16 protein-coding genes are annotated in these 23,998 nt (G+C 70.9%); 8 read left to right on the top strand and 8 right to left on the bottom strand.

Features of this window, described 5'->3' with window-relative positions; all coding sequences use genetic code 11:
- Positions 1–149: 149 nt before the first annotated feature.
- Both hpf and OO52_RS15335 read left to right on the top strand, forming a co-directional pair.
- Entirely contained in the window at positions 150–848 is a 699-nt protein-coding gene (gene hpf, locus OO52_RS15340; RefSeq protein ID WP_030651766.1) for a ribosome hibernation-promoting factor, HPF/YfiA family, read from the top strand.
- A 203-nt stretch (positions 849–1,051) separates the two neighbouring features.
- A complete protein-coding gene (locus tag OO52_RS15335) occupies positions 1,052–1,798 on the top strand; it encodes a response regulator (RefSeq protein ID WP_030651765.1) in 747 nt (248 codons plus the stop codon).
- Between the two features lie 3 nt (positions 1,799–1,801).
- On the opposite strand, the gene OO52_RS15330 is transcribed toward OO52_RS15335, so the two are convergent.
- Positions 1,802–2,977 (bottom strand): winged helix-turn-helix domain-containing protein, encoded by a 1,176-nt coding sequence (locus tag OO52_RS15330; protein ID WP_030651763.1) that lies wholly within the window; start codon positions 2,975–2,977, stop codon positions 1,802–1,804.
- A gap of 89 nt (positions 2,978–3,066) precedes the next feature.
- A complete protein-coding gene (locus OO52_RS15325; protein ID WP_030651760.1) occupies positions 3,067–3,636 on the bottom strand; it encodes a GNAT family N-acetyltransferase in 570 nt (189 codons plus the stop codon).
- A 253-nt stretch (positions 3,637–3,889) separates the two neighbouring features.
- Here OO52_RS15325 and secA point away from each other — a divergent pair, with 253 nt between their 5' ends.
- Positions 3,890–6,700, top strand: a complete 2,811-nt coding sequence (secA, locus tag OO52_RS15320; RefSeq protein WP_030651758.1) for a preprotein translocase subunit SecA — start codon at positions 3,890–3,892, stop codon at positions 6,698–6,700.
- 291 nt (positions 6,701–6,991) lie between these two features.
- Here secA and OO52_RS15315 read toward each other — a convergent pair whose 3' ends face one another.
- Positions 6,992–7,471 (bottom strand): Rv3235 family protein, encoded by a 480-nt coding sequence (locus OO52_RS15315; RefSeq protein WP_030651755.1) that lies wholly within the window; start codon positions 7,469–7,471, stop codon positions 6,992–6,994.
- 337 nt (positions 7,472–7,808) lie between these two features.
- Between OO52_RS15315 and OO52_RS15310 the strand changes: the two genes are divergently transcribed.
- Positions 7,809–8,321 (top strand): DUF6912 family protein, encoded by a 513-nt coding sequence (locus OO52_RS15310; protein ID WP_030651752.1) that lies wholly within the window; start codon positions 7,809–7,811, stop codon positions 8,319–8,321.
- 57 nt (positions 8,322–8,378) lie between these two features.
- Positions 8,379–9,047 (top strand): HAD family hydrolase, encoded by a 669-nt coding sequence (locus OO52_RS15305; protein WP_030651749.1) that lies wholly within the window; start codon positions 8,379–8,381, stop codon positions 9,045–9,047.
- Between the two features lie 181 nt (positions 9,048–9,228).
- Here OO52_RS15305 and OO52_RS15300 read toward each other — a convergent pair whose 3' ends face one another.
- Positions 9,229–9,795 carry a DJ-1/PfpI family protein gene (locus OO52_RS15300; RefSeq protein ID WP_030651746.1) on the bottom strand — a complete coding sequence of 189 codons (567 nt, stop codon included), beginning with the start codon at positions 9,793–9,795 and terminating at the stop codon, positions 9,229–9,231.
- An 854-nt stretch (positions 9,796–10,649) separates the two neighbouring features.
- On the opposite strand from OO52_RS15300, the gene OO52_RS15295 reads away from it, so the two are divergent.
- Positions 10,650–15,596 (top strand): NAD-glutamate dehydrogenase, encoded by a 4,947-nt coding sequence (locus OO52_RS15295; RefSeq protein ID WP_030651737.1) that lies wholly within the window; start codon positions 10,650–10,652, stop codon positions 15,594–15,596.
- Between the two features lie 249 nt (positions 15,597–15,845).
- A complete protein-coding gene (locus OO52_RS15290) occupies positions 15,846–17,237 on the top strand; it encodes a hypothetical protein (protein WP_234339750.1) in 1,392 nt (463 codons plus the stop codon).
- Between the two features lie 78 nt (positions 17,238–17,315).
- Here the strand turns inward: OO52_RS15290 and OO52_RS15285 are convergent, their stop codons facing one another.
- The 4 genes from OO52_RS15285 to OO52_RS15270 form a co-directional block, all read right to left on the bottom strand.
- The gene (locus tag OO52_RS15285; protein WP_030651731.1) at positions 17,316–18,980 is read right to left on the bottom strand and encodes a glycosyltransferase family 2 protein; all 1,665 of its coding nucleotides are present in this window, start codon (positions 18,978–18,980) and stop codon (positions 17,316–17,318) included.
- The gene (locus OO52_RS15280; protein WP_030651728.1) at positions 18,977–21,187 is read right to left on the bottom strand and encodes a CDP-glycerol glycerophosphotransferase family protein; all 2,211 of its coding nucleotides are present in this window, start codon (positions 21,185–21,187) and stop codon (positions 18,977–18,979) included. The genes OO52_RS15285 and OO52_RS15280 overlap by 4 nt, the downstream gene beginning before the upstream one ends.
- Positions 21,188–21,289: 102 nt before the next feature.
- The gene (locus tag OO52_RS15275) at positions 21,290–22,189 is read right to left on the bottom strand and encodes an ABC transporter ATP-binding protein (RefSeq protein ID WP_030651725.1); all 900 of its coding nucleotides are present in this window, start codon (positions 22,187–22,189) and stop codon (positions 21,290–21,292) included.
- On the bottom strand, positions 22,182–23,096 hold the full coding sequence (locus tag OO52_RS15270; protein ID WP_030651722.1) for an ABC transporter permease: 915 nt from the start codon (positions 23,094–23,096) through the stop codon (positions 22,182–22,184). The genes OO52_RS15275 and OO52_RS15270 overlap by 8 nt, the downstream gene beginning before the upstream one ends.
- A gap of 202 nt (positions 23,097–23,298) precedes the next feature.
- On the opposite strand from OO52_RS15270, the gene OO52_RS15265 reads away from it, so the two are divergent.
- On the top strand, positions 23,299–23,937 hold the full coding sequence (locus tag OO52_RS15265; protein ID WP_030651719.1) for a TetR/AcrR family transcriptional regulator: 639 nt from the start codon (positions 23,299–23,301) through the stop codon (positions 23,935–23,937).
- The last annotated feature ends 61 nt before the right edge of the window (positions 23,938–23,998 follow it).

The following is a 23,998-nucleotide window of genomic DNA, read 5'->3' as shown; positions in this document are numbered from 1 at the left end:
CAATCACCCGCGCCGGTGGGGTGGAGCTCTCGCCCATGGGGGAGGAGGAGGTGGAAGTCACCGAGTCCGAGGTCCGGTGATCACCGGACCTGGTGCGAAAGGGAGATGCTCCGCCGAGTCAGCGGAGCGATCCGGGAACGGAGTTCTGCGTGGACATCGTCGTCAAGGGCCGCAAGACCGAGGTGCCCGAGCGGTTCCGCAAGCACGTGGCCGAGAAGCTGAAGCTGGAGAAGATCCAGAGGCTCGATGCCAAGGTGATCAGCCTCGACGTCGAGGTGTCCAAGGAGCCGAACCCCCGACAGGCCGACCGCTGTGACCGAGTGGAGATCACGCTCCGCTCCCGCGGTCCGGTGATCCGGGCGGAGGCAGCGGCCAGCGATCCGTACGCGGCTCTCGACCTGGCGGCGGAGAAGCTGGATGCCCGGCTGCGCAAGCAGCACGACAAGCGGTTCTCGCGCCGTGGCGCGCGCCGGATCTCCGCGGCAGAGGTGCCCGACCACGTCCCGGGCGCGGCGACACTGAACGGCAGCGGCCTCCCCGTCCAGGAGGAGGAGACGGACGGAGTGCCGACCAAGAAGATCGGCTCGCTGGAGGTCAAGGGTGAAGGCCCCCTCGTCGTCCGCGAGAAGACCCACGTCGCCTCCCCGATGACGCTCGACCAGGCCCTGTACGAGATGGAACTGGTCGGCCACGACTTCTACTTGTTCGTCGACTCCGAGACGAAGGAACCCAGCGTCGTCTACCGGCGACACGCCTACGACTACGGCGTGATCCACCTCAGCACCGACCCGATGGTCGCCGAGGCGCAGGCGCAGCCCCCCGCGGCGGGTGGCACGCTGGGCGGCTGATCCACCCGGCTGAAGCTGTGCGGGTGCCCCTGGAGCGCGTGTGCGCCCCCAGGGGCACCGATGTGCGACCGCTTCGCGCCCCGCACGTCACCTCTGTGCCGCCCGGGCATGAAATCATGGCCGCATCGGCCCAACCGGTGGGCCGCTGCCTTGGGTTGGCGATGGCACAGGACCACAGGCCACAGCCTTCAGGGGGAGGAACGATGGCGGACACCTTCGGACCGATGCGGGACGGGGACGCCGACGACGATGTCATCGGCAGGAACCCCGACGCGGGCTCTTCGGGCGACGAGCCGATCAGAGTCCTGGTCGTGGACGACCACGCCCTCTTCCGGCGCGGCCTGGAGATCGTGCTCGCGGCCGAGGAGGACATCCAGGTCGTCGGTGAGGCGGGCGACGGGGCCGAGGCCGTCGACAAGGCCGCCGACCTGCTGCCCGACATCGTGCTGATGGACGTCCGCATGCCCAAGCGCGGCGGGATCGAGGCCTGCACCTCCATCAAGGAGGTCGCCCCCAGCGCGAAGATCATCATGCTGACGATCAGTGACGAGGAGGCCGACCTCTACGACGCGATCAAGGCGGGCGCGACCGGATACCTCCTCAAGGAGATCTCCACCGACGAGGTGGCCACCGCCATTCGCGCGGTGGCCGACGGACAGTCGCAGATCAGCCCGTCGATGGCGTCGAAACTCCTCACCGAGTTCAAGTCGATGATCCAGCGCACCGACGAACGCCGGCTCGTACCCGCGCCCCGGCTGACCGACCGCGAGTTGGAGGTCCTCAAGCTCGTCGCCACGGGCATGAACAACCGGGACATCGCCAAGGAACTGTTCATCTCCGAGAACACCGTGAAGAACCACGTCCGCAACATCCTGGAGAAGTTGCAGCTCCACTCCCGCATGGAAGCCGTGGTGTACGCGATGCGGGAGAAGATCCTGGAGATCCGCTAGCGCCTATCCGAGCAGCCCGGCGACTTCCCTGGCCAGGGGTTCGCGCAGCTCGGGTGCGTCCACGCGCTCCACGCGGACGTTGGTGCAGCCGACCCACGCCGCCGCCTCGACCAGGGCCTGGGCGACCGCCGGGACCGCCTTCGGGCCGTCCAGGGTGACCTGCTTGGCCACCAGCGTGCGGCCCTCCCGCGCCGGGTCGACACGCCCGACCAGCCGACCGCCCGCGAGCACCGGCATCGCGAAGTAGCCGTAGACCCGCTTGGGCCTGGGGACGTACGCCTCCAGCCGGTGGGTGAAGCCGAAGATCCGCTCCGTGCGCGCCCGCTCCCAGATCAGTGAGTCGAACGGCGACAGCAGGGTGGTGCGGTGCCGGCCGCGCGGTGGCGTCGCCAGGGCCGCCGGGTCCGCCCAGGCCGGCCTGCCCCAGCCCTCGACCTCGACCGGCACCAGACCGGAGTCCGCGATCACCGCGTCGACCTGCTCGCCCTTGAGACGGTGATAGTCGGCGATGTCCGCGCGCGTGCCGACCCCGAGCGACTCGCCCGCCAGCCGCACCAGACGGCGCAGGCACTCGGCGTCGTCCAGCTCGTCGTGGAGCAGCGCGGCCGGGACCGCGCGCTCTGCCAGGTCGTACACCCGCTTCCAGCCGCGCCGCTCCACGCACACCACCTCGCCGTACATCAGCGCGCGTTCCACGGCGACCTTCGTGCCCGACCAGTCCCACCAGTCGTTCGTCTTCTTGGCGCCGCCCAGTTCGGTGGCGGTCAGCGGGCCCTCCGCGCGGAGCTGCTTGATGACCTGGTCGTAGGCGCCGTCGGGGAGTTCGTGGTGCCAGTGCGGCCGGTCGCGGTAGGCGCGGCGGCGGAAGGCGAAGTGCGGCCACTCCTCGATGGGGAGGATGCAGGCCGCGTGCGACCAGTACTCGAAGGCATGGGCGTCCGTCCAGTACGCGGCCTCCACGGCCTTGCGGCCGACCGCGCCCAGCCGGGCGTAGGGCACGAGTTCATGGGAGCGGGCGAGCACCGAGATCGTGTCGAGCTGGACCGCGCCGAGGTGGCGCAGCACCCCGCGGACGCCCGCGCGCCGGTCCGGCGCGCCGAGCAGGCCCTGGGCCCGCAGGGCGATCCGGCGGGCGTCGTCCGCGGTGAGAGTGGTGGTCGGGCGCGGAAGGGTCGTCATGCGTCGGACGATAGAGGGTGCCACTGACAGCCCGCGACGAGCTGCCCGTTCTCTGGGAACTGCCCGTTCTCCGGGAACGGCGAACAGGCTCAGGACCGCGCGGGCAGGTACGGGGCCGTGGAGGGCAGGCCCAGGTCAGAGGGGAGCAGGGAGCCGACCCAGCAGTCGCGGCGCACTCCTTTGTTGTTGAGGCCGGAGCGCAGGGTGCCCTCGATGGTGAATCCCGCGCGTTCGGCGACGGCGCGGGAGGCGTAGTTGCCGACCTCGGCCCGCCATTCGACACGGTCGACGCCGACCTCGGTGAAGATCCACCGGCAGGCGGTGAGCGTGGCCTCCACGACATATCCGTTGCCGCGGTGTTCCTTGGCCGCCCAGAAGCCGACCTCGGCCGTGCCCAGTGAGCGCATCATCAGGGCGAGCATGGCGACCAGCTCGCCGCCCGTGAGGAAGACGCCGAAGGTGAACGTCGAGCCCTGCGACCAGCCGTCCGGGACGGTCTGCTCGGTGAAACCGATCGCGTGCTCCGGGAGATAGGGCGAGGGGACGAGCGTCCAGCGCTGGATCTCGGGGTCCTGCGCGGCCGCGTACACCGCGTCGGTGTCGGCGGGGCCGACCGGGCGCAGCACGAGACGGTCCGTGGTGAGCGTGACGGGTTCCATCGCCCGATTCTGCTCGGGACACCCCGGTCCGGCCACGGATTTTCGCGATGAGTGAGCGGGTGATCACGTTTCGCGTAATTCCTGGCGCCGAGGCGGCACTATCCGGTTGCCACGTCCGTTGTCCTGGGTGAAGCAGCCGTCGAGCCGCCAGGCCTCCCGGCGCAGCCGGGTCCTCGCATACGATGGCCGTTGCTCAGTACGTCAGAAGGAAAACCGACCGTCCCAGGCCCGACCGGCAAGGAGACCAGCCCCCGTGTCCGTCCTCTCGAAGATCATGCGTGCAGGCGAAGGCAAGATCCTGCGCAAGCTGCACCGCATCGCGGACCAGGTCAACTCCATCGAAGAGGACTTCGTCGACCTCTCCGACGCCGAGCTGCGGGCCCTCACCGAGGAGTACAAGCAGCGGTACGCCGACGGTGACAGCCTCGACGACCTGCTCCCCGAGGCGTTCGCCACCGTCCGCGAGGCCGCCAAGCGCGTCCTCGGCCAGCGGCACTACGACGTGCAGCTGATGGGCGGCGCCGCGCTCCACCTCGGCTACGTGGCCGAGATGAAGACCGGTGAGGGCAAGACGCTCGTCGGCACCCTGCCCGCTTACCTGAACGCCCTGTCCGGGGACGGCGTCCACCTCATCACGGTCAACGACTACCTGGCCGAGCGCGACTCCGAGATGATGGGCCGCGTCCACAAGTTCCTGGGCCTGAGCGTCGGCTGCATCCTGGCCAACATGACGCCGGCTCAGCGCCGCGAGCAGTACGCGTGCGACATCACCTACGGCACGAACAACGAGTTCGGCTTCGACTACCTGCGCGACAACATGGCGTGGTCGAAGGACGAGCTGGTGCAGCGCGGCCACAACTTCGCCATCGTCGACGAGGTCGACTCCATCCTCATCGACGAGGCCCGTACGCCGCTGATCATCTCCGGCCCGGCCGACCAGGCCACCAAGTGGTACGGCGACTTCGCCAAGCTGGTCACGCGCCTCAAGCGCGGCGAGGCCGGCAACCCGCTCAAGGGCGTCGAGGAGACCGGCGACTACGACGTCGACGAGAAGAAGCGCACGGTCGCCATCCACGAGTCCGGTGTCAGCAAGGTCGAGGACTGGCTGGGCATCGACAACCTCTACGAGTCGGTGAACACCCCGCTCGTGGGCTACCTGAACAACGCCATCAAGGCCAAGGAACTTTTCAAGAAGGACAAGGACTACGTCGTCATCGACGGCGAAGTCATGATCGTCGACGAGCACACCGGCCGTATCCTCGCCGGCCGCCGCTACAACGAGGGCATGCACCAGGCGATCGAGGCGAAGGAAGGGGTGGACATCAAGGACGAGAACCAGACGCTCGCCACGATCACCCTGCAGAACTTCTTCCGCCTCTACAAGAAGCTGTCCGGCATGACCGGTACGGCGATGACCGAGGCCGCCGAGTTCCACCAGATCTACAAGCTCGGCGTGGTCCCGATCCCGACCAACAAGCCGATGATCCGCAAGGACCAGTCGGACCTGATCTACCGCACCGAGGTGGCCAAGTTCGAGGCGGTCGTCGACGACATCGCCGAGAAGCACGAGAAGGGCCAGCCGATCCTCGTCGGCACGACCTCGGTCGAGAAGTCGGAATACCTCTCGCAGCAGCTCAGCAAGCGCGGCATCCAGCACGAGGTGCTGAACGCCAAGCACCACGAGCGTGAGGCGCAGATCGTCGCCCAGGCCGGCCGCAAGGGCGCCGTCACCGTGGCCACCAACATGGCCGGCCGTGGTACGGACATCAAGCTCGGCGGCAACCCCGAGGACCTCGCCGAGGCGGAGCTGCGCCAGCGCGGCCTCGACCCCGAGGAGCACATCGAGGAGTGGGCCGCTGCCCTGCCCTCCGCCCTGGAGAAGGCCCAGCAGGCCGTCAAGGCGGAGAAGGAGGAGGTCGAGGAGCTGGGCGGCCTCTACGTCCTCGGCACCGAGCGGCACGAGTCGCGGCGCATCGACAACCAGCTCCGCGGCCGTTCCGGTCGTCAGGGCGACCCGGGCGAGTCCCGGTTCTACCTCTCGCTGGGCGACGACCTGATGCGCCTGTTCAAGGCCCAGATGGTCGAGCGCGTGATGTCGATGGCCAACGTGCCGGACGACGTGCCGATCGAGAACAAGATGGTCACGCGCGCGATCGCGTCCGCGCAGGCCCAGGTCGAGACGCAGAACTTCGAGACCCGCAAGAACGTCCTGAAGTACGACGAGGTGCTCAACCGGCAGCGCGAGGTCATCTACGGCGAGCGCCGGCGCGTCCTTGAGGGCGAGGACCTGCACGAGCAGGTCCGGCACTTCATGGACGACACCATCGAGGCGTACGTCCGCGCCGAGACCTCCGAGGGCTTCCCCGAGGACTGGGACCTGGACCGGCTGTGGGGCGCCTTCCGGCAGCTCTACCCGGTGAAGGTCACCATCGAGGAGCTGGAGGAGGCGGCCGGCGACCGGGCCGGTCTGACCGCCGAGTTCATCGAGGAGTCCATCAAGGAGGACATTTACGAGCAGTACGAGGCCCGGGAGGCGCAGCTCGGCTCCGAGATCATGCGTGAGCTGGAGCGCCGGGTCGTGCTGTCGGTCCTGGACCGCAAGTGGCGCGAGCACCTCTACGAGATGGACTACCTCCAGGAGGGCATCGGCCTGCGCGCGATGGCGCAGAAGGACCCGCTGGTCGAGTACCAGCGCGAGGGCTTCGACATGTTCACCGCGATGATGGACGGCATCAAGGAGGAGTCCGTCGGCTACCTGTTCAACCTGGAGGTCCAGGTCGAGCAGCAGGTCGAGGAGGTCCCGGTCGAGGAGGCCCAGCCGGTGGGCGAGGGCGTCCAGGACACCGTGCCGGCCCAGGCGGGCGCGCGTCCCGAGATCCGTGCGAAGGGGCTGGACGTTCCGCAGCGGCGGGACCTGCACTTCTCCGCGCCGACGGTCGACGGTGAGGGCGGCATCGTCGAGCGTGACCTGGAGGAGGACGAGCCGGTGCGGTCCGAGTCGGACGGGCTCACGCGGGCCGAGCGTCGCCGGCAGGCCAAGGGCGGGCGGCGCCGCAAGAAGTAACGGTCGCCCGCGGCGCCTCAGCGGTTGAGCAGGGCCGGGTTCCCCTCGGGGACCCGGCCCTGCCGCGTTGCTGCCGTGCGGTGTCCGGTGCTGGGACTGGGCGGGGGCGGATTTGCCTGCCGGGCGACGGCTGCTGCGGTTCCCCCAGGGGCGCGGGGACCGCGCGATCGGCCACGGCGCGCCCGCACCTCGACGGCCGATCGCATCACGACGGCCGATCGCACTTCGTCGACCGTCGCCCCTCGTCGACTTCGCACCTCGTCGACCGTCACCCCTCGACGACCCGCACCTCTACGGCGCGCCCGTTTCCACCGCTGTGCAGCGCCAGCGGAGGTCCTTGCCCAGTTCCAGGCGGAAGGCCATGGCGCGCAGCCGGTCCCCGGCGGCGATGCGGGCGAACACCTCCAGGGCGCCCTGGCTGGGGACGTAGTAGCCGATGTCCTGGACGACCGGGCGGGAGCCGAGGGTGCGCAGGGGGCTGCGTTCGGCCAGGCGGGCCAAGTCGTCGTAGGCGCGGCCCGCGGTGTGCCGCAGCATCCAGTGGACGGGCCGCTGGCCGCTCAGGACGGCCAGCAGGCGCTCGGCGAAGAGGTCGGTGGGCCTGGGCTGCCGTACGGCCGTCGCGGGCTGTGTACGGACCGTCTCCGGCCGCGTGGCGGCTGGGCGGCTGGGGGTGCGGGGCGGGGCGCCGCCGGGCCGGCGGGAGTCGCGGCGGGTCGGCGGGCGGTGCCGCGGGCGGGGCTGGGCGGTACGGCTCATGACCTTGTTCATGGGGCGTCCCCGTTCGGCGGGCCCGGGAGATACCGGGCGGTAACTAGATGGTGGGGATCTTGTACGGGGCGCCGGAGGCGGTGGCAAGGAAGCGGCGATGGGCGGGGGAGGGCCCGGAACGTTCACCTATCCGAGGGGCCCGGGGAGCCCTGAGCCCCATGGCCAAGCGGCGGGAGAGGGTGAATCTGCGGCTCGGAGTGGACGCGTGCGCGGGTGCGGGCAGGGGCCCGAAAGGGGACGGCCGCACGTATCCTGAAGGCCCTCCGGGAGCCGCGCCAGCCGCCCTCCCCGGGACCCCAGCGGAGCCTTCGACCAGGAACAGGAAAGAGCGGCCAGCATGCGCGTCTACGTCCCCCTGACCCTCCCCGCCCTCGCCGAGGCGTACAAGACGGGTGAGCTGGGGACCGGCCCCTTCGTCGCGTACGCCGTCACGCCCGCACTGCGCGAGTGGTACCTCTCCGAGGACATCGAGGAGCTGGAGTACGCGGCGCTCGGCCGGGCCGCTCTGGCCTCGCTGCGGCTGCTCGCGGCGGACCCGGACGCGGTACGGCGCCGGGTCGTGGTCGCCGTGGACGTGCCCGATGGCGCCGCGAGCGCCGACCCGGACCGCGCGCTCGAACCCGCCGCGCTCGGCGAGGTCACCGTGAAGGTCGCGGTGCCGCTGGCGAAGGCGGCCTCCGTGCACGTCGACGCGGAGGACGCGGAGCCGGACGTGGCCGCCGCGGCGGGCGCGCTGGAGGCGGCGGACGGCGGGGACGACGACGCGCAGTTCGTCGTGGACGGGGCGGACGACCACGAACTGCTGTGGTACGCCACGCAGGAGATCCCCAACCTGGTCGGGCTGGGCTGACCCGCGCTGATCGCGGTGCGGCCTTGATTGTCAGTGGGGACGGGTACGGTCTTGGACATGGGGATGCAGGCAAGCGCGCACATCGTCTGGGACTGGAACGGGACGCTGTTCCACGACAATGACGCGATCATCGGGGCGACGAACGCGGCCTTCGCGGAGCTGGGGCTGGCGCCGATCACGCTGGAGCAGTACCGCGCGCTGTACTGCGTGCCGGTGCCGAAGTTCTACGAGCGGCTGCTCGGCCGGCTGCCGACCGACGCCGAGTGGGAGCTGATGGACGGGGTCTTCCACCGGTACTACGCCGAGCACCGGGTGCGGTGCCGGCTGACCGAGGGGGCGGAGGAGCTGCTCTCGGGGTGGCGGTCGGCGGGGCACAGCCAGTCGTTGCTGAGCATGTACGGGCACGAGGAACTGGTGCCGCTGGTGCGGGGCTTCGGGATCGAGGCGCACTTCATACGGGTCGACGGGCGTACGGGGCCGTCCGGTGGCAGCAAGGCCGAGCACATGGTGCGGCATCTGGAGGCGCTGACAGGGGTGGTGGCGCCGGAGCGGACCGTGGTGATCGGGGACGCGGCGGACGACGCGGTCGCGGCGCGGCATGTGGGGGCGCGGGCCGTGCTGTACAGCGGGGGGTCGCACAGTCGGGTGAGTCTGGAGGGGGTGGGGGTGCCGGTGGTGGACACGTTGGCCGAGGCGGTGGCCGAGGCACGGAGGATTGCGGCGTAACCCTGCGGGGCGTCGGTGTGGCCTGAGCGACGCGGGCCCGGTGCCGCGGCCGGCCGGGCGGTACGCCGGCCGCCGCGGCTCCCCGAGGAACGCGGGAAACCGCGGCCGGCCGGCCACAGCGCACGGCGGACCTGACGTCGCCGGCGTACCGCGCGCCGGACGGCGGTACCGCGCGCGTTTCTCAGCTCACCGGCGCCTTGGAGCGGAGCACCGTGAGGAACTCCCGCATCCACGCCGGATGGTCCGGCCAGGCCCGGGAGGAGACCAGGGTGCCGTCGACCACCGCCTCGGTGTCCTGGAAGCCCGCCCCGGCTGCCTGCATGTCCGGCTCCAGCGCCGGGTAGGCCGTGACCCGGCGGCCTCGCAGGGAGTCGATCGCGGCGGTGAGCAGCGGACCGTGGCAGATCTGGGCGACCGGCTTGTCGGCGTCGAAGAAGGCCTTGAGGATCTTGCGCAGCTCGGGGTCGTTGCGCAGGTACTCCGGGGCCCGGCCGCCGGGGATGACGAGGGCCGCGTAGTCCCCCGGGTCGACCTCGGAGAAGGCCAGGTCGGCGGGCCAGGTGTAGCCGGGCTTCTCGGTGTATGTGTCGTAACCGGGTTCGAAGTCGTGCACGACGAAACGGAGGGTCTTGCGGGTGGGGGCGGCGATGTGGACCTCGTAGCCTTCCTCGCGCAGCCGCTGATACGGGTAGAGCACCTCCAGTGACTCCGCTGCGTCGCCGGTGACGATGAGGATCTTGGTGGGCATGTCGGCTCCTCCGGGAGACTCCGCACAGTGTCATGGGCACCGTGCCTCCGCCGGGCGCCCCTTGCCAAGAGGTCCCGGCGCTTTTCAGGGTGCGACCATGGACGGGGCGGCGCGACCGGGTGACCTGGACCCCCGTACCGGCGTGACCCAGCAGTCGCGTCCGGCACCGGTGCCCCGGCAAACACGGCCCGGAACCGGGCCCCTGGCAACCGCGGCCCGGAACCGTGCCCCGCCACCCACGGCCCGGAACCGTGCCTAGGCAACCGCGCCCGCCGTCGGCGCCGAGCAACCACGCCCCCACCGGCGTCCCGCGGCCACGGCCCAACCCGCGCCCCGCAACCACGCCCCCACCCGCGCCCCGCAACCGCGGGCCCACACCGGTGGCTCGGAATCAGCCGTCGGATACGCCACCCGCCCGCACCCCGCCGCTGTGCAGAACGTCAAACTTCACCCCTCGGTTTTGTACACATACGGCTCATGACGGGCCCGGGGTAAGTGGCGATAGCCTTGTGGCGTGATCAGCGCGATATCTCGCGGGGGCGATCCTGCTCCTGCCCTGCGCCCGGGTTGCACGGAACACCTCCGTGACCGGGCCGCGATCGCTGGTCTTCGCGGGCGGGACGGGGGCGCGGACGCCTCCAGGACGCCGAGGACGGCCCGGGACACGGCGGTGCCGAGAGCAGCGTCACAGTCGACGGACGTGCCGAGAATGGCCGAATTCCCCCCGCTCATCTCACCTCGCGGCATAGCGTCGGATCGGACCGGACACCCCGGGCCGTGGCGTCGAGCCGGAGGGAAAGAGACCGTACTTCCTTCTACGTCACGCAACGGCGCGCGACAGGAGCCAGAGGACAATGCAGACCAAGCTGGACGAAGCCAAGGCCGAGCTGCTCGAACGGGCCGCCCGGGTAGCTGAGAACAGCCCGGTCGGGGGGCACCTACCGACCGGGACGACGAGCGAGGGCACCCCCGGCACCCCGGACAGCGAATCCGTGCTCGCGTTCCTCCAGCGCTACTACCTGCACACCGCCCCGGAAGACCTCGCCGACCGCGACCCGGTCGACGTCTTCGGCGCCGCGGTCTCGCACTACCGTCTCGCCGAGACCCGCCCCCAGGGCACCGCGAACGTCCGGGTGCACACCCCGACCGTGGAGGAGAACGGGTGGACCTGCAGCCACACCGTCGTGGAGGTCGTCACCGACGACATGCCCTTCCTGGTGGACTCGGTCACCAATGAGCTGACCCGGCAGGGCCGCGGCATCCACGTCGTGATCCACCCGCAGTTCGTCGTGCGGCGCGATCTGACCGGCAAGCTGATCGAGGTGCTGCCGGACCGGTCGACCGGGTTCACCGAGGACCTCCCGCACGACACCCACGTCGAGTCCTGGATCCACGTCGAGATCGACCGCGAGACCGACCGCGCCGACCTGAAGCAGATCACCGCCGACCTGCTGCGCGTGCTGTCCGACGTCCGCGAGGCCGTCGAGGACTGGGAGAAGATGCGGGACTCGGCGATCCGGATCGCCGACGGCCTGGGGAGCGAGCCCGTCCCCGGCGACCTGCCCGGGCCGGAGGTCGAGGAGGCCCGCGAGCTGCTGCACTGGCTGGCCGACGACCACTTCACCTTCCTCGGCTACCGCGAGTACCAGCTGCGCGAAGACGACACGCTCGCCGCCGTGCCCGGCACCGGTCTCGGCATACTGCGTTCGGACCCGCACCACGCCGAGGACGACCAGCACCCGGTCAGCCCCTCCTTCGAGCGTCTCCCGGCCGACGCCCGGGCCAAGGCCCGCGAGCACAAGCTGCTCGTGCTGACCAAGGCCAACAGCCGGGCCACCGTGCACCGGCCGTCGTACCTGGACTACATCGGCGTCAAGAAGTTCGACGCGGACGGCAACGTCGTCGGTGAGCGGCGCTTCCTCGGCCTGTTCTCCTCGGCCGCGTACACGGAGTCCGTGCGCCGCGTCCCGGTCATCCGCCGCAAGGTGGACGAGGTGCTGGAGCGCGCCGGGTTCTCGCCCAACAGCCACGACGGCCGCGACCTGCTCCAGATCCTGGAGACCTACCCGCGCGACGAGCTGTTCCAGACGCCCGCGGCGGAACTGCAGTCCATCGCCACGAGCGTGCTCTACCTCCAGGAGCGCCGCCGGCTGCGGCTGTACCTGCGCCAGGACGAGTACGGCCGCTACTACTCGGCCCTCGTCTACCTCCCGCGCGACCGCTACACCACCGGCGTGCGCCTTCGGATCATCGACATCCTGAAGGAGGAGCTCGGCGGCAACAGCGTCGACTTCACCGCCTGGAACACCGAGTCGATCCTGTCCCGGCTGCACTTCGTCGTCCGGGTCCCGCAGGGCACCGAGCTGCCCGAGCTGTCGGACGCCGACAAGGAGCGCATCGAGGCCCGCCTGGTCGAGGCGGCCCGCTCCTGGGCCGACGCGTTCGCCGAGGCACTGACCGCCGAGTGCGGCGAGGAGCGCGCGGCCGAGGTGCTGCGCCGCTACAACAACGCCTTCCCCGAGGGCTACAAGGCCGACCACAGCCCGCGCGCCGCGGTCGCCGACCTGGTCCACCTGGAGCAGCTCAGCGAGGACAAGACCTTCTCGCTGAGCCTGTACGAGCCGGTGGGTGCCGCTCCCGAGGAGCGCCGCTTCAAGATCTACCAGAAGGGCGGCTCGGTCTCCCTCTCCAAGGTGCTGCCGGTGCTGAGCCGGCTCGGCGTCGAGGTCACCGACGAGCGGCCGTACGAGCTGCGCTGCGCGGACCGCACGACCGCCTGGATCTACGACTTCGGTCTGCGCATGCCCAAGGCGGCCGGCGGCGGGGAGTACCTCGGTGACGACGCCCGCGAGCGCTTCCAGGAGGCCTTCGCCGCGACCTGGACCGGCCAGGCCGAGAACGACGGCTTCAACGCGCTCGTGCTGAGCGCCGGGCTGACCTGGCGGCAGGCGATGGTGCTGCGCGCCTACGCCAAGTACCTGCGGCAGGCCGGCTCGACCTTCTCGCAGGACTACATGGAGGACACCCTCCGCAACAACGTCCACACCACCCGGCTCCTCGTCTCCCTGTTCGAGGCGCGGATGTCCCCGGAACGGCAGCAGGCCGGTGTGGAGATCACCGATGCGCTGCTGGAGGAGCTGGACGCGGCCCTGGAGCAGGTGGCCAGCCTGGACGAGGACCGCATCCTGCGGTCCTTCCTGACCGTCATCAAGGCGACCCTGCGCACGAACTTCTTCCAGGAGGCGCCCGGCGGCCGGCCGCACGACTACGTCTCCATGAAGTTCGACCCGCAGGCCATCCCGGACCTGCCCGCGCCGCGCCCGGCGTACGAGATCTGGGTGTACTCGCCGCGCGTGGAGGGCGTGCACCTGCGCTTCGGCAAGGTCGCCCGAGGCGGCCTGCGCTGGTCCGACCGGCGCGAGGACTTCCGCACCGAGATCCTCGGCCTGGTCAAGGCGCAGATGGTGAAGAACACCGTCATCGTGCCGGTCGGCGCCAAGGGCGGCTTCGTCGCCAAGCAGCTCCCCGACCCGAGCGTGGACCGCGACGCGTGGCTGGCCGAGGGCATCGCCAGCTACAAGACGTTCATCTCGGCGCTGCTCGACATCACCGACAACATGGTGGCCGGCGAGGTCGTGCCGCCGCGGGACGTGGTCCGGCACGACGGCGACGACACCTACCTGGTGGTCGCCGCGGACAAGGGCACCGCGACCTTCTCGGACATCGCCAACGAGGTCGCGAACACCTACAACTTCTGGCTCGGTGACGCCTTCGCCTCCGGCGGCTCCGCCGGTTACGACCACAAGGGCATGGGCATCACCGCGCGCGGCGCCTGGGAGTCCGTGAAGCGGCACTTCCGTGAGCTGGGCGTGGACACGCAGAGCGAGGACTTCACGGTCGTCGGCATCGGTGACATGTCCGGTGACGTGTTCGGCAACGGCATGCTGCTGTCGGAGCACATCCGCCTGGTCGCCGCCTTCGACCACCGGCACATCTTCATCGACCCGACCCCGGACGCGGCCGTCTCCTACGCCGAGCGCCGCCGCCTGTTCGAGCTGCCCCGCTCCAGCTGGGCCGACTACAACACCGAGCTGCTGTCGGCGGGCGGCGGGATCTTCCCGCGCACGGCCAAGTCGATCCCGGTCAACAGCCACATCCGCGAGGCCCTGGGCATCGAGGGCAAGGTCACCAAGATGACCCCGGCCGACCTGATGAAGACGATCCTCAAGGCGCCGGTGGACCTGCTGTGGAACGGCGGCATCGGGACGTACGTGAAGGCGTCGACGGAGTCGAACGCGGACGTCGGCGACAAGGCCAACGACGCCATCCGCGTCGACGGCCAGGACCTCCGGGCCAAGGTCGTCGGCGAGGGCGGCAACCTGGGCCTGACCCAGCTCGGCCGGATCGAGTTCGCCCTGCACGGCGGCAAGATCAACACCGACGCGATCGACAACAGCGCCGGCGTGGACACCTCCGACCACGAGGTGAACATCAAGATCTTGCTGAACGGCCTGGTCGCGGACGGTGACATGACCGTCAAGCAGCGCAACAAGCTGCTCGCCGAGATGACCGACGAGGTCGGCGCGCTGGTCCTGCGCAACAACTACGCGCAGAACACCGCCCTGGCCAACGCCCTGTCCCAGGCCAAGGACATGCTCCACGCCCAGCAGCGGTTCATCCGCCACCTGGTGCGTGAGGGCCACCTGGACCGGGCGCTGGAGTTCCTGCCCACCGACCGGCAGATCCGCGAGCGCCTCGCGGGGGGCCAGGGCCTGACCGGCCCGGAGACGGCCGTCGTCCTGGCGTACACGAAGATCACGGTCGCCGAGGAGCTGCTGCACACCTCCCTGCCGGACGACCCGTACCTGCGCGGACTGCTGCACGCCTACTTCCCGACGGCCCTGCGCGAGCGGTTCGCCGACGCGATCGACAACCACCCGCTGCGCCGCGAGATCACCACGACCGTGCTGGTCAACGACACGGTCAACACGGGCGGTACGACGTATCTGCACCGGCTGCGCGAGGAGACCGGCGCCTCCCTGGAGGAGATCGTCCGCGCCCAGACCGCGGCCCGCGCGATCTTCTGCTCGGCGCCCGTGTGGGACGCCGTCGAGGGCCTGGACAACCAGGTCGACGCGGCCGTCCAGACCCGCATCCGCCTGCACTCGCGCCGCCTGGTCGAGCGCGGCACCCGCTGGCTGCTCAACAACCGGCCGCAGCCGCTCCAGCTCGCCGAGACGGTGGAGTTCTTCGCCGACCGGGTCGAGCGGGTCTGGCAGGAGCTGCCGAAGCTGCTGCGGGGCGCGGACGTGGAGTGGTACCAGCACGTGTACGACGAGCTGTCCGCGGCCGGCGTCCCGGCCGAACTCGCCACCCGCGTGGCCGGTTTCTCCTCCGCCTTCCCGGCGCTCGACATCGTGTCGGTGGCCGACCGCATGGGCAAGGAGCCCCTGGACGTCGCCGAGGTCTACTACGACCTCGCCGACCGGCTGAACATCACCCAGCTCATGGACCGCATCATCGAGCTGCCGCGCGCCGACCGCTGGCAGTCCATGGCCCGCGCCTCCATCCGCGAGGACCTGTACGCGGCGCACGCGGCCCTCACCGCGGACATCCTCGCGGTGGGCAACGGCACCTCGACGCCGGAGCAGCGGTTCAAGGCGTGGGAGCAGAAGAACAGCGCGATCCTGGGCCGCGCCCGCACCACGCTGGACGAGATCCGCAGCTCGGACTCGTTCGATCTCGCCAACCTGTCGGTGGCGATGCGCACGATGCGGACGCTGCTGCGGACGCACTCGTAGCCGTACGGCGAGGAAAGGGCGCCCCGGGGACCGTGTCCCCGGGGCGTCCTTCTTCTTGTCCGCCTCTTGCCCGAAACGGGCGGTGAATTTACCTTTTCCTGCTCTTCGCGGTGCTTCGGATAGGGTCGGCGTGTGCACACCGCGCCGTCTGATTCCGAACAGGTGAGCCGTACGGCACCACGGGGCGGCTCCGCGTCGCGCGTGGGCCGTGAGTTGCCGCAGGTCGCCGCCGCGCTCGTCGTGGTGCTGATGCTCTGGGTCGTCGTCCGCCTGCCGTGGGCGGGGGACCTCGGCATGCACGCGGCCACGATCCAGCGCTTGCGGCACAGCCTGCCGCATCCCGGCAACCCGCTGGTCGACGCCGACACGCCGAGCCCCTACTACTCACCCTGGATGCTGCTGCTCGGCACCGTCGCCAAGCTGACGGGCCTGTCGGTCTTCGTGGTCCTGCGTCTGGCCGCGCTCATCGGACTGGGCCTGCTGGCGACGGGCGTCCGACGCTACGTCCGAACGCTGAGCAGCCACCGGGCCGCCCCCGCGCTGGCCTTCCTGAGCCTGCTCCTCCTCTGGGGCCCGCTGCTGTTCGACTGGAGCGGCTTCCTCGGGCTGAACTCCCTCGCGCTGACGGTGTCGTACCCCAGCGTGTTCGCGCTCGGTCTCACCTTCCACTTCTGGGCCTGGCTGACGCGGGCGGTGCGCCGGGAGGCGGCGTGGAGGGCGTGCCTGGGGCTGGGTGCGCTGTGGGCGGTGATCCTGCTGTGCCACCAGTTCACCGGCGTGGTGGCCTCGTTGGGCGGGGTGGCGATGGTGCTCGCGGCGCGACCGGCGCGCGGGGCGCTGCTCCGGCTGGGCGCCGGGCTGCTCCTGGGGCTGCTGGTGCTGTGGGTCTGGCCGTACTACGACTTCTTCGCGCTGTTCTCCGCCGGCGCGGACCTCGAGGCCGTCCACCGGCCGCTGTACCAGCACCTGGCCGGGCGGTTCGGGCTGGTGCTGCTCGGGGTGGTGGCGCTGGGCCTCCGCCTGCGCCGCGACCACCGCGACCCCCTGGTCCTCTTCTTCCTGCTCGGCGCGCTGGTGTTCGCGGCGGGGGGCCTGATCGGCCACTACTCCTGGGGCCGGGCCCTGCCCGCCGCGCTGATCCCGGCGCAGCTCGCGGCGGCGCTGGAGGCGGTGTCGGCGGGGCGGACCGTGGTGCGGCGGGTGTGGGCGTGCGCGCTGCTCGCCGCGCTGGCCGTGGGAGCGTGGACGCAGGCCGGGACGCTCGGGTACGTGGTGCCGAGGGACGCGCTGCCCGGGCCGGTCGCGGCGAAGTACCGGACACCGTGGGCCGGTTACCAGTGGATCATGCGGGCGGGGGTGCGGTACGGGGACGTGGTGATGGCCCGTAAGTTCCCCGCTCGGCAGATCCCCGCGTACGGTCCCTACACCGTGGCGCCCGGGTACCCGGATTTCTTCCTCCCGGACGCCGGACGGAGACAGGCGGCGGTGGAGCGGTACTTCTCGCCGACGGCGGGCGCCGAGGAACGGCGGGGGATTCTGCGGGAGTACGGGGTGAAGTGGGTCGTGGGCGGCGGCGAGGCCCCGTGGCTCCGCAGGACGGCCGTGGGCCCGGGCGGACAGGTCCTGTACCGAGTGCTCTGAGAAGCAGACGGCACTGCGGCTCCCCAGGGGACCCGCGGTAGCCCACGCACGCACACCACAACGGCGCTGAAGCCCGGGTTACTTCAGCACACTCGCCACCAGTCGCACAGCGTTGCGTACCCGGGGCCGGGCCAGGCGGCGGATGGCGGGCCGGGTGATCCGGGCCGTCATCCCCACCGGACACCAGCGCAGTTGCAGCCGCCCGGGGTTGCGGCCCTCCGGTTCGACGGTGAGTTCGTGGGGGGCCGCGCCGGAGTGGTAGTCGATGCGGGCCGTGCGGGCCGGGAAGTCCAACGGGGCCAGGAGCAGGCCCGAGTTGGACAGGCCCTGCTGGTCCAGGCGGACCAGGGGGTGTCGTACGCCCTGGAAGCCGTGGAGCGGGACCGGCGCGGACGCGAGGTCGAGGTGGACCGTGCCCTCGAAGACGCCGGGCCGGACCGGGTCCAGGCGGAACGGGATCGTCATGCGGCGCCGGCCGGGGGTCAGGAGCAGGGACGCGCGCTGGGGGCCGACCGGCAGGCGCAGACCGGGGTCGTAGGTGCGGATCGCCAGGGTCAGGGTCGCTCCCGCACCGGGCGTCAGCTCCGTGATCTCGTGACGGAACAGGGCGGTCGGGAACGGCCGGGTGTCCAACTCCAGCTCGGACACGTCCAGTTCGCGGCGGGCGCGGTCCGTCGAGGGCACGGTGTCACCCCAGTACGGCGCCCCCGTACCGTCGGTCGTCACCCGACGCGGCGCCACCGCGTGCCCCAGTCCGCGCGCCGCCAGCCGGGCCTCGGCCGGGCGGCCGTCCCGCAGCAGCTCCAGCACCACCCGCTCGGCGCGCGGCAGCCGGCCGTACGCCTCGGGGGAGAGCGTGTCCAGGTAGGGGTTCATGATGTCCGCGAAGGACGTCAGCCACTCCTCGTCCCGGTACGGCAGGTCACCGGCGTACATCCGGAAGTCGTGCTTGAGGAACTTGTAGTCCTTGTCCTCCCGCAGCCCCGCGTGCCCGCTGCTCACCAGGAACTCGTCGATCAGCCGCTGGACGTGCACGCGGTCGCTGACGTTGGAGATCTTGTGCCGCTGGTTGGAGATGGAGGCGGAGGACGCGTCCGCGTACGGCTCGATGTACCAGACGTACACCGGGTCCGGGATGATCGTGAACGCCGTCGCCAGGCAGTACGCCTGCGCGGAGAAGAGCTGGTCCTCGTAGTGGATGCCCTCCGGGAAGCGGAGCTGGTGGCGGTCGAGGAAGGCGCGCGCGTACATCTTGCTCGTCGACAGGTGCTCGAACAGAAGACGGGGGTCCGCCTCGATGCCCTCCAGCGTGCGCCGCTCGGCGACCAGGTGCGGCATCCACGTCGAGGTGCGGCCGTTGTCCACCCGGACCCGGCGGACCGCGCCCATGGTGAAGTCGACCTCCCGCTCGCGGTGCGCGGCGAGCAGCGACTCGACGGCGCGCGGCGGGAGTTCGTCGTCGCTGTCGAGGAACATCAGGTACGGCGCCCGGGCGATCTCGATGGCCCGGTTGCGCGGGGCACTGCACCCGCCGCTGTTCTCCGGCAGCCGGATGCAGCGGATGCGGTGGTCCTGGGACGCCAGCTCCCGGGCCACCGCGGGCGTCTCGTCCGTCGAGTGGTCGTCGCTGATGACGATCTCGATGTTCGCGTGGGTCTGCGCGCGCAGCGAGGCGACCGCGCGGGGGAGGCGGGCAGCGTCGTTGTAGACGATGACCGTGACCGTGACGTCGGGGCGGGTCATGCCGTGGCCTCCTCGGGCGTCGGGGCGGGGGTGCGGTCCTCGATGGGGAGCACGGGCGGCAGCGCGTGCTCCGGTTCGTCCAGGAACACCCGGCGTACGACCCGTTCGGCGGCGCGTCCGTCGTCGTACTCGCAGAACCGGCGCCGGAACGTGGCCCGCGCCTTGGCCGCGCTCTCGTCGCGCCAGGCCCCTGAGAGGAAGACCTCGGCCAGTTCCTCCTGGGTGCGGGCGACCTGGCCGGGGTGCTCGGCCATCAGGTCGAAGTAGACGCCGCGGGTGGTGCGGTACGTCTCCCAGTCGTCGGCGTAGACCACGATCGGACGGTTCAGGTTGGCGTAGTCGAACATGATCGACGAGTAGTCCGTGACCAGCGCGTCCGCGGCCAGGCACAGCTCCTCGACGGGGTCGTAGGAGGAGACGTCGATGATCCGGCCGGAGCGGCGCAGGCCGGTCAGCGGGGAGGCGGCGCCGCCGTAGAAGTAGTGGGCGCGGACGAGGAGGACGGTGTTGTCGCCGAGGCGGTCGGCGAGGGCGGCGAGGTCGAGGCGGGGGGTGAAGCCGGCCTCGTAGTCGCGGTGGGTGGGGGCGTAGAGGACGGCGGTCCTGCCCGGGGCGATGCCGAGGCGGTCGCGGGCCGCGCGGACGTCGGCGGCGGTGGCCGTGTAGAAGACGTCGTTGCGCGGATAGCCGTAGTCCAGGGACGTGTAGCGGGACGGGTAGGCGCGTTCCCACATGCGGGTGGAGTGGCTGTTGGCGCTGACGCTGTAGTCCCACTTGTCGATCCGGCTCAGCAGGGCGGCGAAGTCCAGGCCCTTGGCGGCGGCCGGGTGGTCCATCTGGTCCAGGCCCATGCGCTTGAGCGGGGTGCCGTGGTGGGTCTGGAGGTGGACGGCGTCCGGGCGTTTGACCACCGCGTTCGGGAAGTTGACGTTGTTCGTCAGGTACTTGGCGGTGGCGAGGGTCTCCCAGTAGCGGCGGGTGCCGGGGACGACGTGGTCGGTGCCGGGTGGCAGCAGGGCCTCGTTCTGCTTGTTCACCACCCACACCGGGTGGATGTGCGGGGCGAGTTCGGCGAGCTTGGCGGCGATGGCGGCCGGGTTGCAGGCCACACCGCGCTCCCAGTAGGCCGCGAACACGGCGAGCTGCGGGTCCACCGGGCGGCGCAGGGCGCGCTGGTACTGGTGGTCGCGGACCCTGGTGCTCAGCTGCCGCTTGCGGGCGCGTACGGCCTTGCGGGCGGCGCGGCGGGTGCGGTTGGCGGCCTGGAACGCCCGGTACTTGGTGTACGCGCCCTCCTCCAGCAGCGCGTGCCGCACGCCCTCCAGGCCCGCCGGGCGCCGGTGGTCCTCGGGGCGCCAGCGGACCGCGGCCACGGAGGCGCGGCGGAAGAACTCGCGGGCCACCGGGTCGGGCAGGTCCTCGCGGGCGAAGGTGCGGATGAGGTCGCGCACCATCAGGCCGTACAGCGCCGCGCGGGGTCCGCGGCGGTCCTTGGTGAGCGGGAGCAGGGACTCGTAGCGGTCGATGAGCCGGAGCCGGTCCTCGGGGGCGCGCGGCGGGAGGCTCTCGGGGCGCAGCACGCGGTGCTCGTACGCCGTCTGGTTGAGGCAGGCGACCCGGCCGGCGTACAGCAGGGCCGCGTGGGCGGCGCGCTGTTCGTCGTCGGTGTTCAGCCGCTCCTCCTGGGCTCGCCAGAACGCGGTGCGCAGGGCGCGGTTGCCGAGCAGCGGGGTGAGTCGCAGCAGGTCGGCGGCCTCGTCCAGGGGCCGGCCCGACCGGCCGACGGCGGCCAGGTGGCGGCCGTCTCGGGAGGGTCTGGCGGCGGTCTGCCAGGTGGTGGTGACGTGGTCGAAGAGGAGGACGTCGACGGGTTCGGCGGAGGTGGTGGCGTCCAGTTCGGCGGTCCGCTCGGCGATCAGGCGGGGCGCGCCGGCCGGCAGGCCGTCCTTGGCGTGGACGAAGTGGAGCCAGCGGCCGGCCGCGCGGGCGGCGCCGGCCGCCCGGGCCGCCGGGTCACCGGTGCCGTCCGGCAGCGGGACGACGATCGTCTCGGGTGCTTGGCGCTCGGCCGTCTCCTGGGCCCAGTCGCCGACGGCGGCGACGATCACCTCGGCGTCGGTGAGGGGATGGGCCGCCAAGGAGTCCAGCAGATCGGTCAGATGCCCCTGTGCGTTCGGCCCGTAGACGATCACGCTCAACTGGGGCATCGCGATGGACTCCTTCGACTCGTCGTCTCCCGGCGCACCCTTCATAACATACTGTCATTAAGCGGATGAAAGGGATAACTGCGGTTGGCGTAAGAGCTGCGCTCAGGAAGGAAGACCGGCTTTCAGGGCGTCCGGTTGCGGTGTGCCCGCTTTTGTGGCATCCGGCTTCGGCTTTGTGACATCCGCCTTCGGTGCGGGCTTCTTCGGGGCCGGTTTCTTGTCGCCGGTGAACGCCTCGTACTCCTTCATGACGTCCTCGGTCGGCCCGTCCATGCGCAGCTCGCCGCGTTCCAGCCACAGGACCCGCTCGCAGGTGTCGCGGATCGACTTGTTGTTGTGGCTGACCAGGAAGACCGTGCCCGCGTGCTGCCGCAGCTCGCGGATCCGCGCCTCGGAACGCTTCTGGAAGGAGCGGTCGCCGGTGGCCAGCGCCTCGTCGATCAGCAGGACGTCGTGGTCCTTGGCGGCGGCGATGGAGAAGCGGAGCCGGGCCGCCATGCCGGAGGAGTACGTGCGCATCGGCAGGGTGATGAAGTCGCCCTTCTCGTTGATCCCCGAGAAGTCGACGATGTCCTGGTAGCGCTCCTTGATCTGTTCCCGGGACATGCCCATGGCGAGTCCGCCGAGGAAGACGTTCCGCTCGCCCGTGAGGTCGTTCATCAGGGCCGCGTTGACGCCCAGCAGGGAGGGCTGGCCGTCGGTGTAGATGCGCCCGTTCTCCACCGGGAGCAGACCCGCGACCGCCTTCAACAGGGTCGACTTGCCGGACCCGTTCGTCCCGATGAGCCCGATCGCCTCACCCTTGTGGGCGACGAACGACACCTTCTTCACCGCGTGCACCTTGCGCACGCCGGCCGCCTTCTCGGTCTGCTTGCGACGGAGGATGCGGTTGAGGGCGGCGGTGGCGGAGCCCCGGCCGGCGCCGGTGCCGTTCACCCGGTAGACGATGTCGACGCGGTCGGCGACGACGGTGGGGACCTTCTCTTCGCTGCGCTCAGCCACGGCCGTACGTCTCCTCAGCCTTCCAGAAGTAGATGAAGCCGCCGATGCCCGCGGCCAGGGCCCAGCCGATCGCCGCCGCCCACACGTGCGGGGGCAGCTGGCTCGCGTGGAAGCTGTCGATCAGCGCGAACCGCATGAGGTCGATGTAGACGGCGGCCGGGTTGATCTCCAGCAGGACGGTGACGAAGTGCGGCAGGTCGTCCTTGTCGGCCAGCTTGTCGATGCTCCACATCACGCCGGACACGTACATCCAGGTGCGCAGCACGAACGGCATCAGCTGGGCGATGTCCGGGGTCTTCGCGCCCATCCGCGCCAGGACCATCGACACGCCGGCGTTGAACGTGAACTGGAGCGCCAGGGCCGGCAGGGCCAGCACCCAGGAGGCGGAGACCGGTACGCCGAAGCAGAGCAGGATGACGATGAGCGCGACCATCGAGAACAGCAGCTGCTGGAGCTGCTGGAGCGCGAAGGAGATCGGCAGGGCGGCGCGCGGGAAGTGCAGGGCGCGGACCAGGCCGAGGTTGCCGGAGATGGCCCGGGTGCCCGCCATGATCGAGCTCTGCGTGAACGTCCAGATGAACACGCCCGTGACCAGGAACGGCACGTAGTCGGGCACGTTGTGCTTGGTGCCGAGCAGCACGCCGAAGATGAAGTAGTAGACCGCCGCGTTCAGCAGCGGGGTCATGACCTGCCAGACCTGGCCGAGCTTCGCCTGGCTGTACTGCGAGGTGAGCTTGGCGGTCGCGAAGGCGCTGATGAAGTGGCGGCGGGCCCACAGCTGGCGGACGTACTCCGGCAGGGTGGGGCGGGCGCCGCTGACCGACAGGCCGTGCCGGGCGGCCAGCGCCGCGAGATCGTCGTCTGCCGGGGCCCGGGTGGGGGGCGGTGTGTGGAGGACCTGGCTCACATCCGCTGCTTTCGCTCGGGGGAGGGGGTGCTGCGCCCGACTTTCGCCGGGAGCGCCGCGTCCGTGCCCGTCGTCCGGCGTTTCCTTACGCTTCTCTTCACGTTCTCTTACGTCGGGACGGGACCGTATCGTCGCAACGCGAGCGTAAGTCCAACAGACGTCGGAACGCAACCGTTTCGTCGTAACGCCCTATGCTGTGGGTATGACGACGAACGCCGCCGAGTCCGCCGACGAGCCGCCGGCGCGTCCGCGCCGCCGGGCGCCCGCCGGGGCGGCCGTGCTCCGGGAGGACGTGACCGAGGCGATCCGCGCCGCCGTCTTCGAGGAACTGGCGGCCGTCGGTTACGCGCGCATGTCCATCGAGGGGATCGCCCGGCGGGCCGGGGTCGGCAAGACGGCGGTCTACCGGCGGTGGCGTTCGAAGCTCCACCTGGTCCTGGACGTCGTCTCGGCGATGGCGGTGACCGGGTTCCCGGTGCCCGACACCGGCTCCCTGGAGGGGGACCTGCGCCTTCTGTACGAGGTCACGTCCCGTGCCCTGCGCCATCCGGTCGCGTCCCAGATCATTCCCGACCTCCAGGCCGAGGCGGCCCGCAATCCCGAGATCGCGGAGGCCTTCCAGAAGGCGCTGCGGGACGGGCAGGAAGGGGTGGCGAGCAGGATCGTGGCGGCGGCGGAGGGGCGTGGCGAGCTCCGCGCGGGCGTCGACCCCGACCTGGCCCTGGACCTGATCTCCGGGCCGCTGTACTGGCGCTCGGTGGTCATCCGCTCCCCGAAGCTGCCCAAGGGCTACCTGGAGAAGCTGGCCCGGGCGACGGCGGGTGCGCTGAAGGCGCTGTGAAGCGCCCCGAAGGAGTGCGGGGAACCGCGCGAGCGGTCGCCGCAGGCCCGCGGCCGGCGTA

Origin of the sequence: Streptomyces flaveolus (assembly GCF_000716535.1) — a bacterium.
Lineage (GTDB): Bacteria > Actinomycetota > Actinomycetes > Streptomycetales > Streptomycetaceae > Streptomyces > Streptomyces flaveolus_A.
Note: the sequence above shows the minus strand (reverse complement) of the source record. Positions and strands in the feature narration are given on the sequence as shown.

Coding starts and splice junctions, on each gene's coding strand:
- OO52_RS15335 (WP_030651765.1), top strand. CDS start 1,052: ATGGCGGACACCTTCGGACCGATGCGGGACGGGGACGCCGACGACGAT.
- OO52_RS15330 (WP_030651763.1), bottom strand. CDS start 2,977: ATGACGACCCTTCCGCGCCCGACCACCACTCTCACCGCGGACGACGCC.
- OO52_RS15325 (WP_030651760.1), bottom strand. CDS start 3,636: ATGGAACCCGTCACGCTCACCACGGACCGTCTCGTGCTGCGCCCGGTC.
- OO52_RS15315 (WP_030651755.1), bottom strand. CDS start 7,471: ATGAACAAGGTCATGAGCCGTACCGCCCAGCCCCGCCCGCGGCACCGC.
- OO52_RS15310 (WP_030651752.1), top strand. CDS start 7,809: ATGCGCGTCTACGTCCCCCTGACCCTCCCCGCCCTCGCCGAGGCGTAC.
- OO52_RS15305 (WP_030651749.1), top strand. CDS start 8,379: ATGGGGATGCAGGCAAGCGCGCACATCGTCTGGGACTGGAACGGGACG.
- OO52_RS15300 (WP_030651746.1), bottom strand. CDS start 9,795: ATGCCCACCAAGATCCTCATCGTCACCGGCGACGCAGCGGAGTCACTG.
- OO52_RS15295 (WP_030651737.1), top strand. CDS start 10,650: ATGCAGACCAAGCTGGACGAAGCCAAGGCCGAGCTGCTCGAACGGGCC.
- OO52_RS15290 (WP_234339750.1), top strand. CDS start 15,846: ATGCTCTGGGTCGTCGTCCGCCTGCCGTGGGCGGGGGACCTCGGCATG.
- OO52_RS15285 (WP_030651731.1), bottom strand. CDS start 18,980: ATGACCCGCCCCGACGTCACGGTCACGGTCATCGTCTACAACGACGCT.
- OO52_RS15280 (WP_030651728.1), bottom strand. CDS start 21,187: ATGCCCCAGTTGAGCGTGATCGTCTACGGGCCGAACGCACAGGGGCAT.
- OO52_RS15265 (WP_030651719.1), top strand. CDS start 23,299: ATGACGACGAACGCCGCCGAGTCCGCCGACGAGCCGCCGGCGCGTCCG.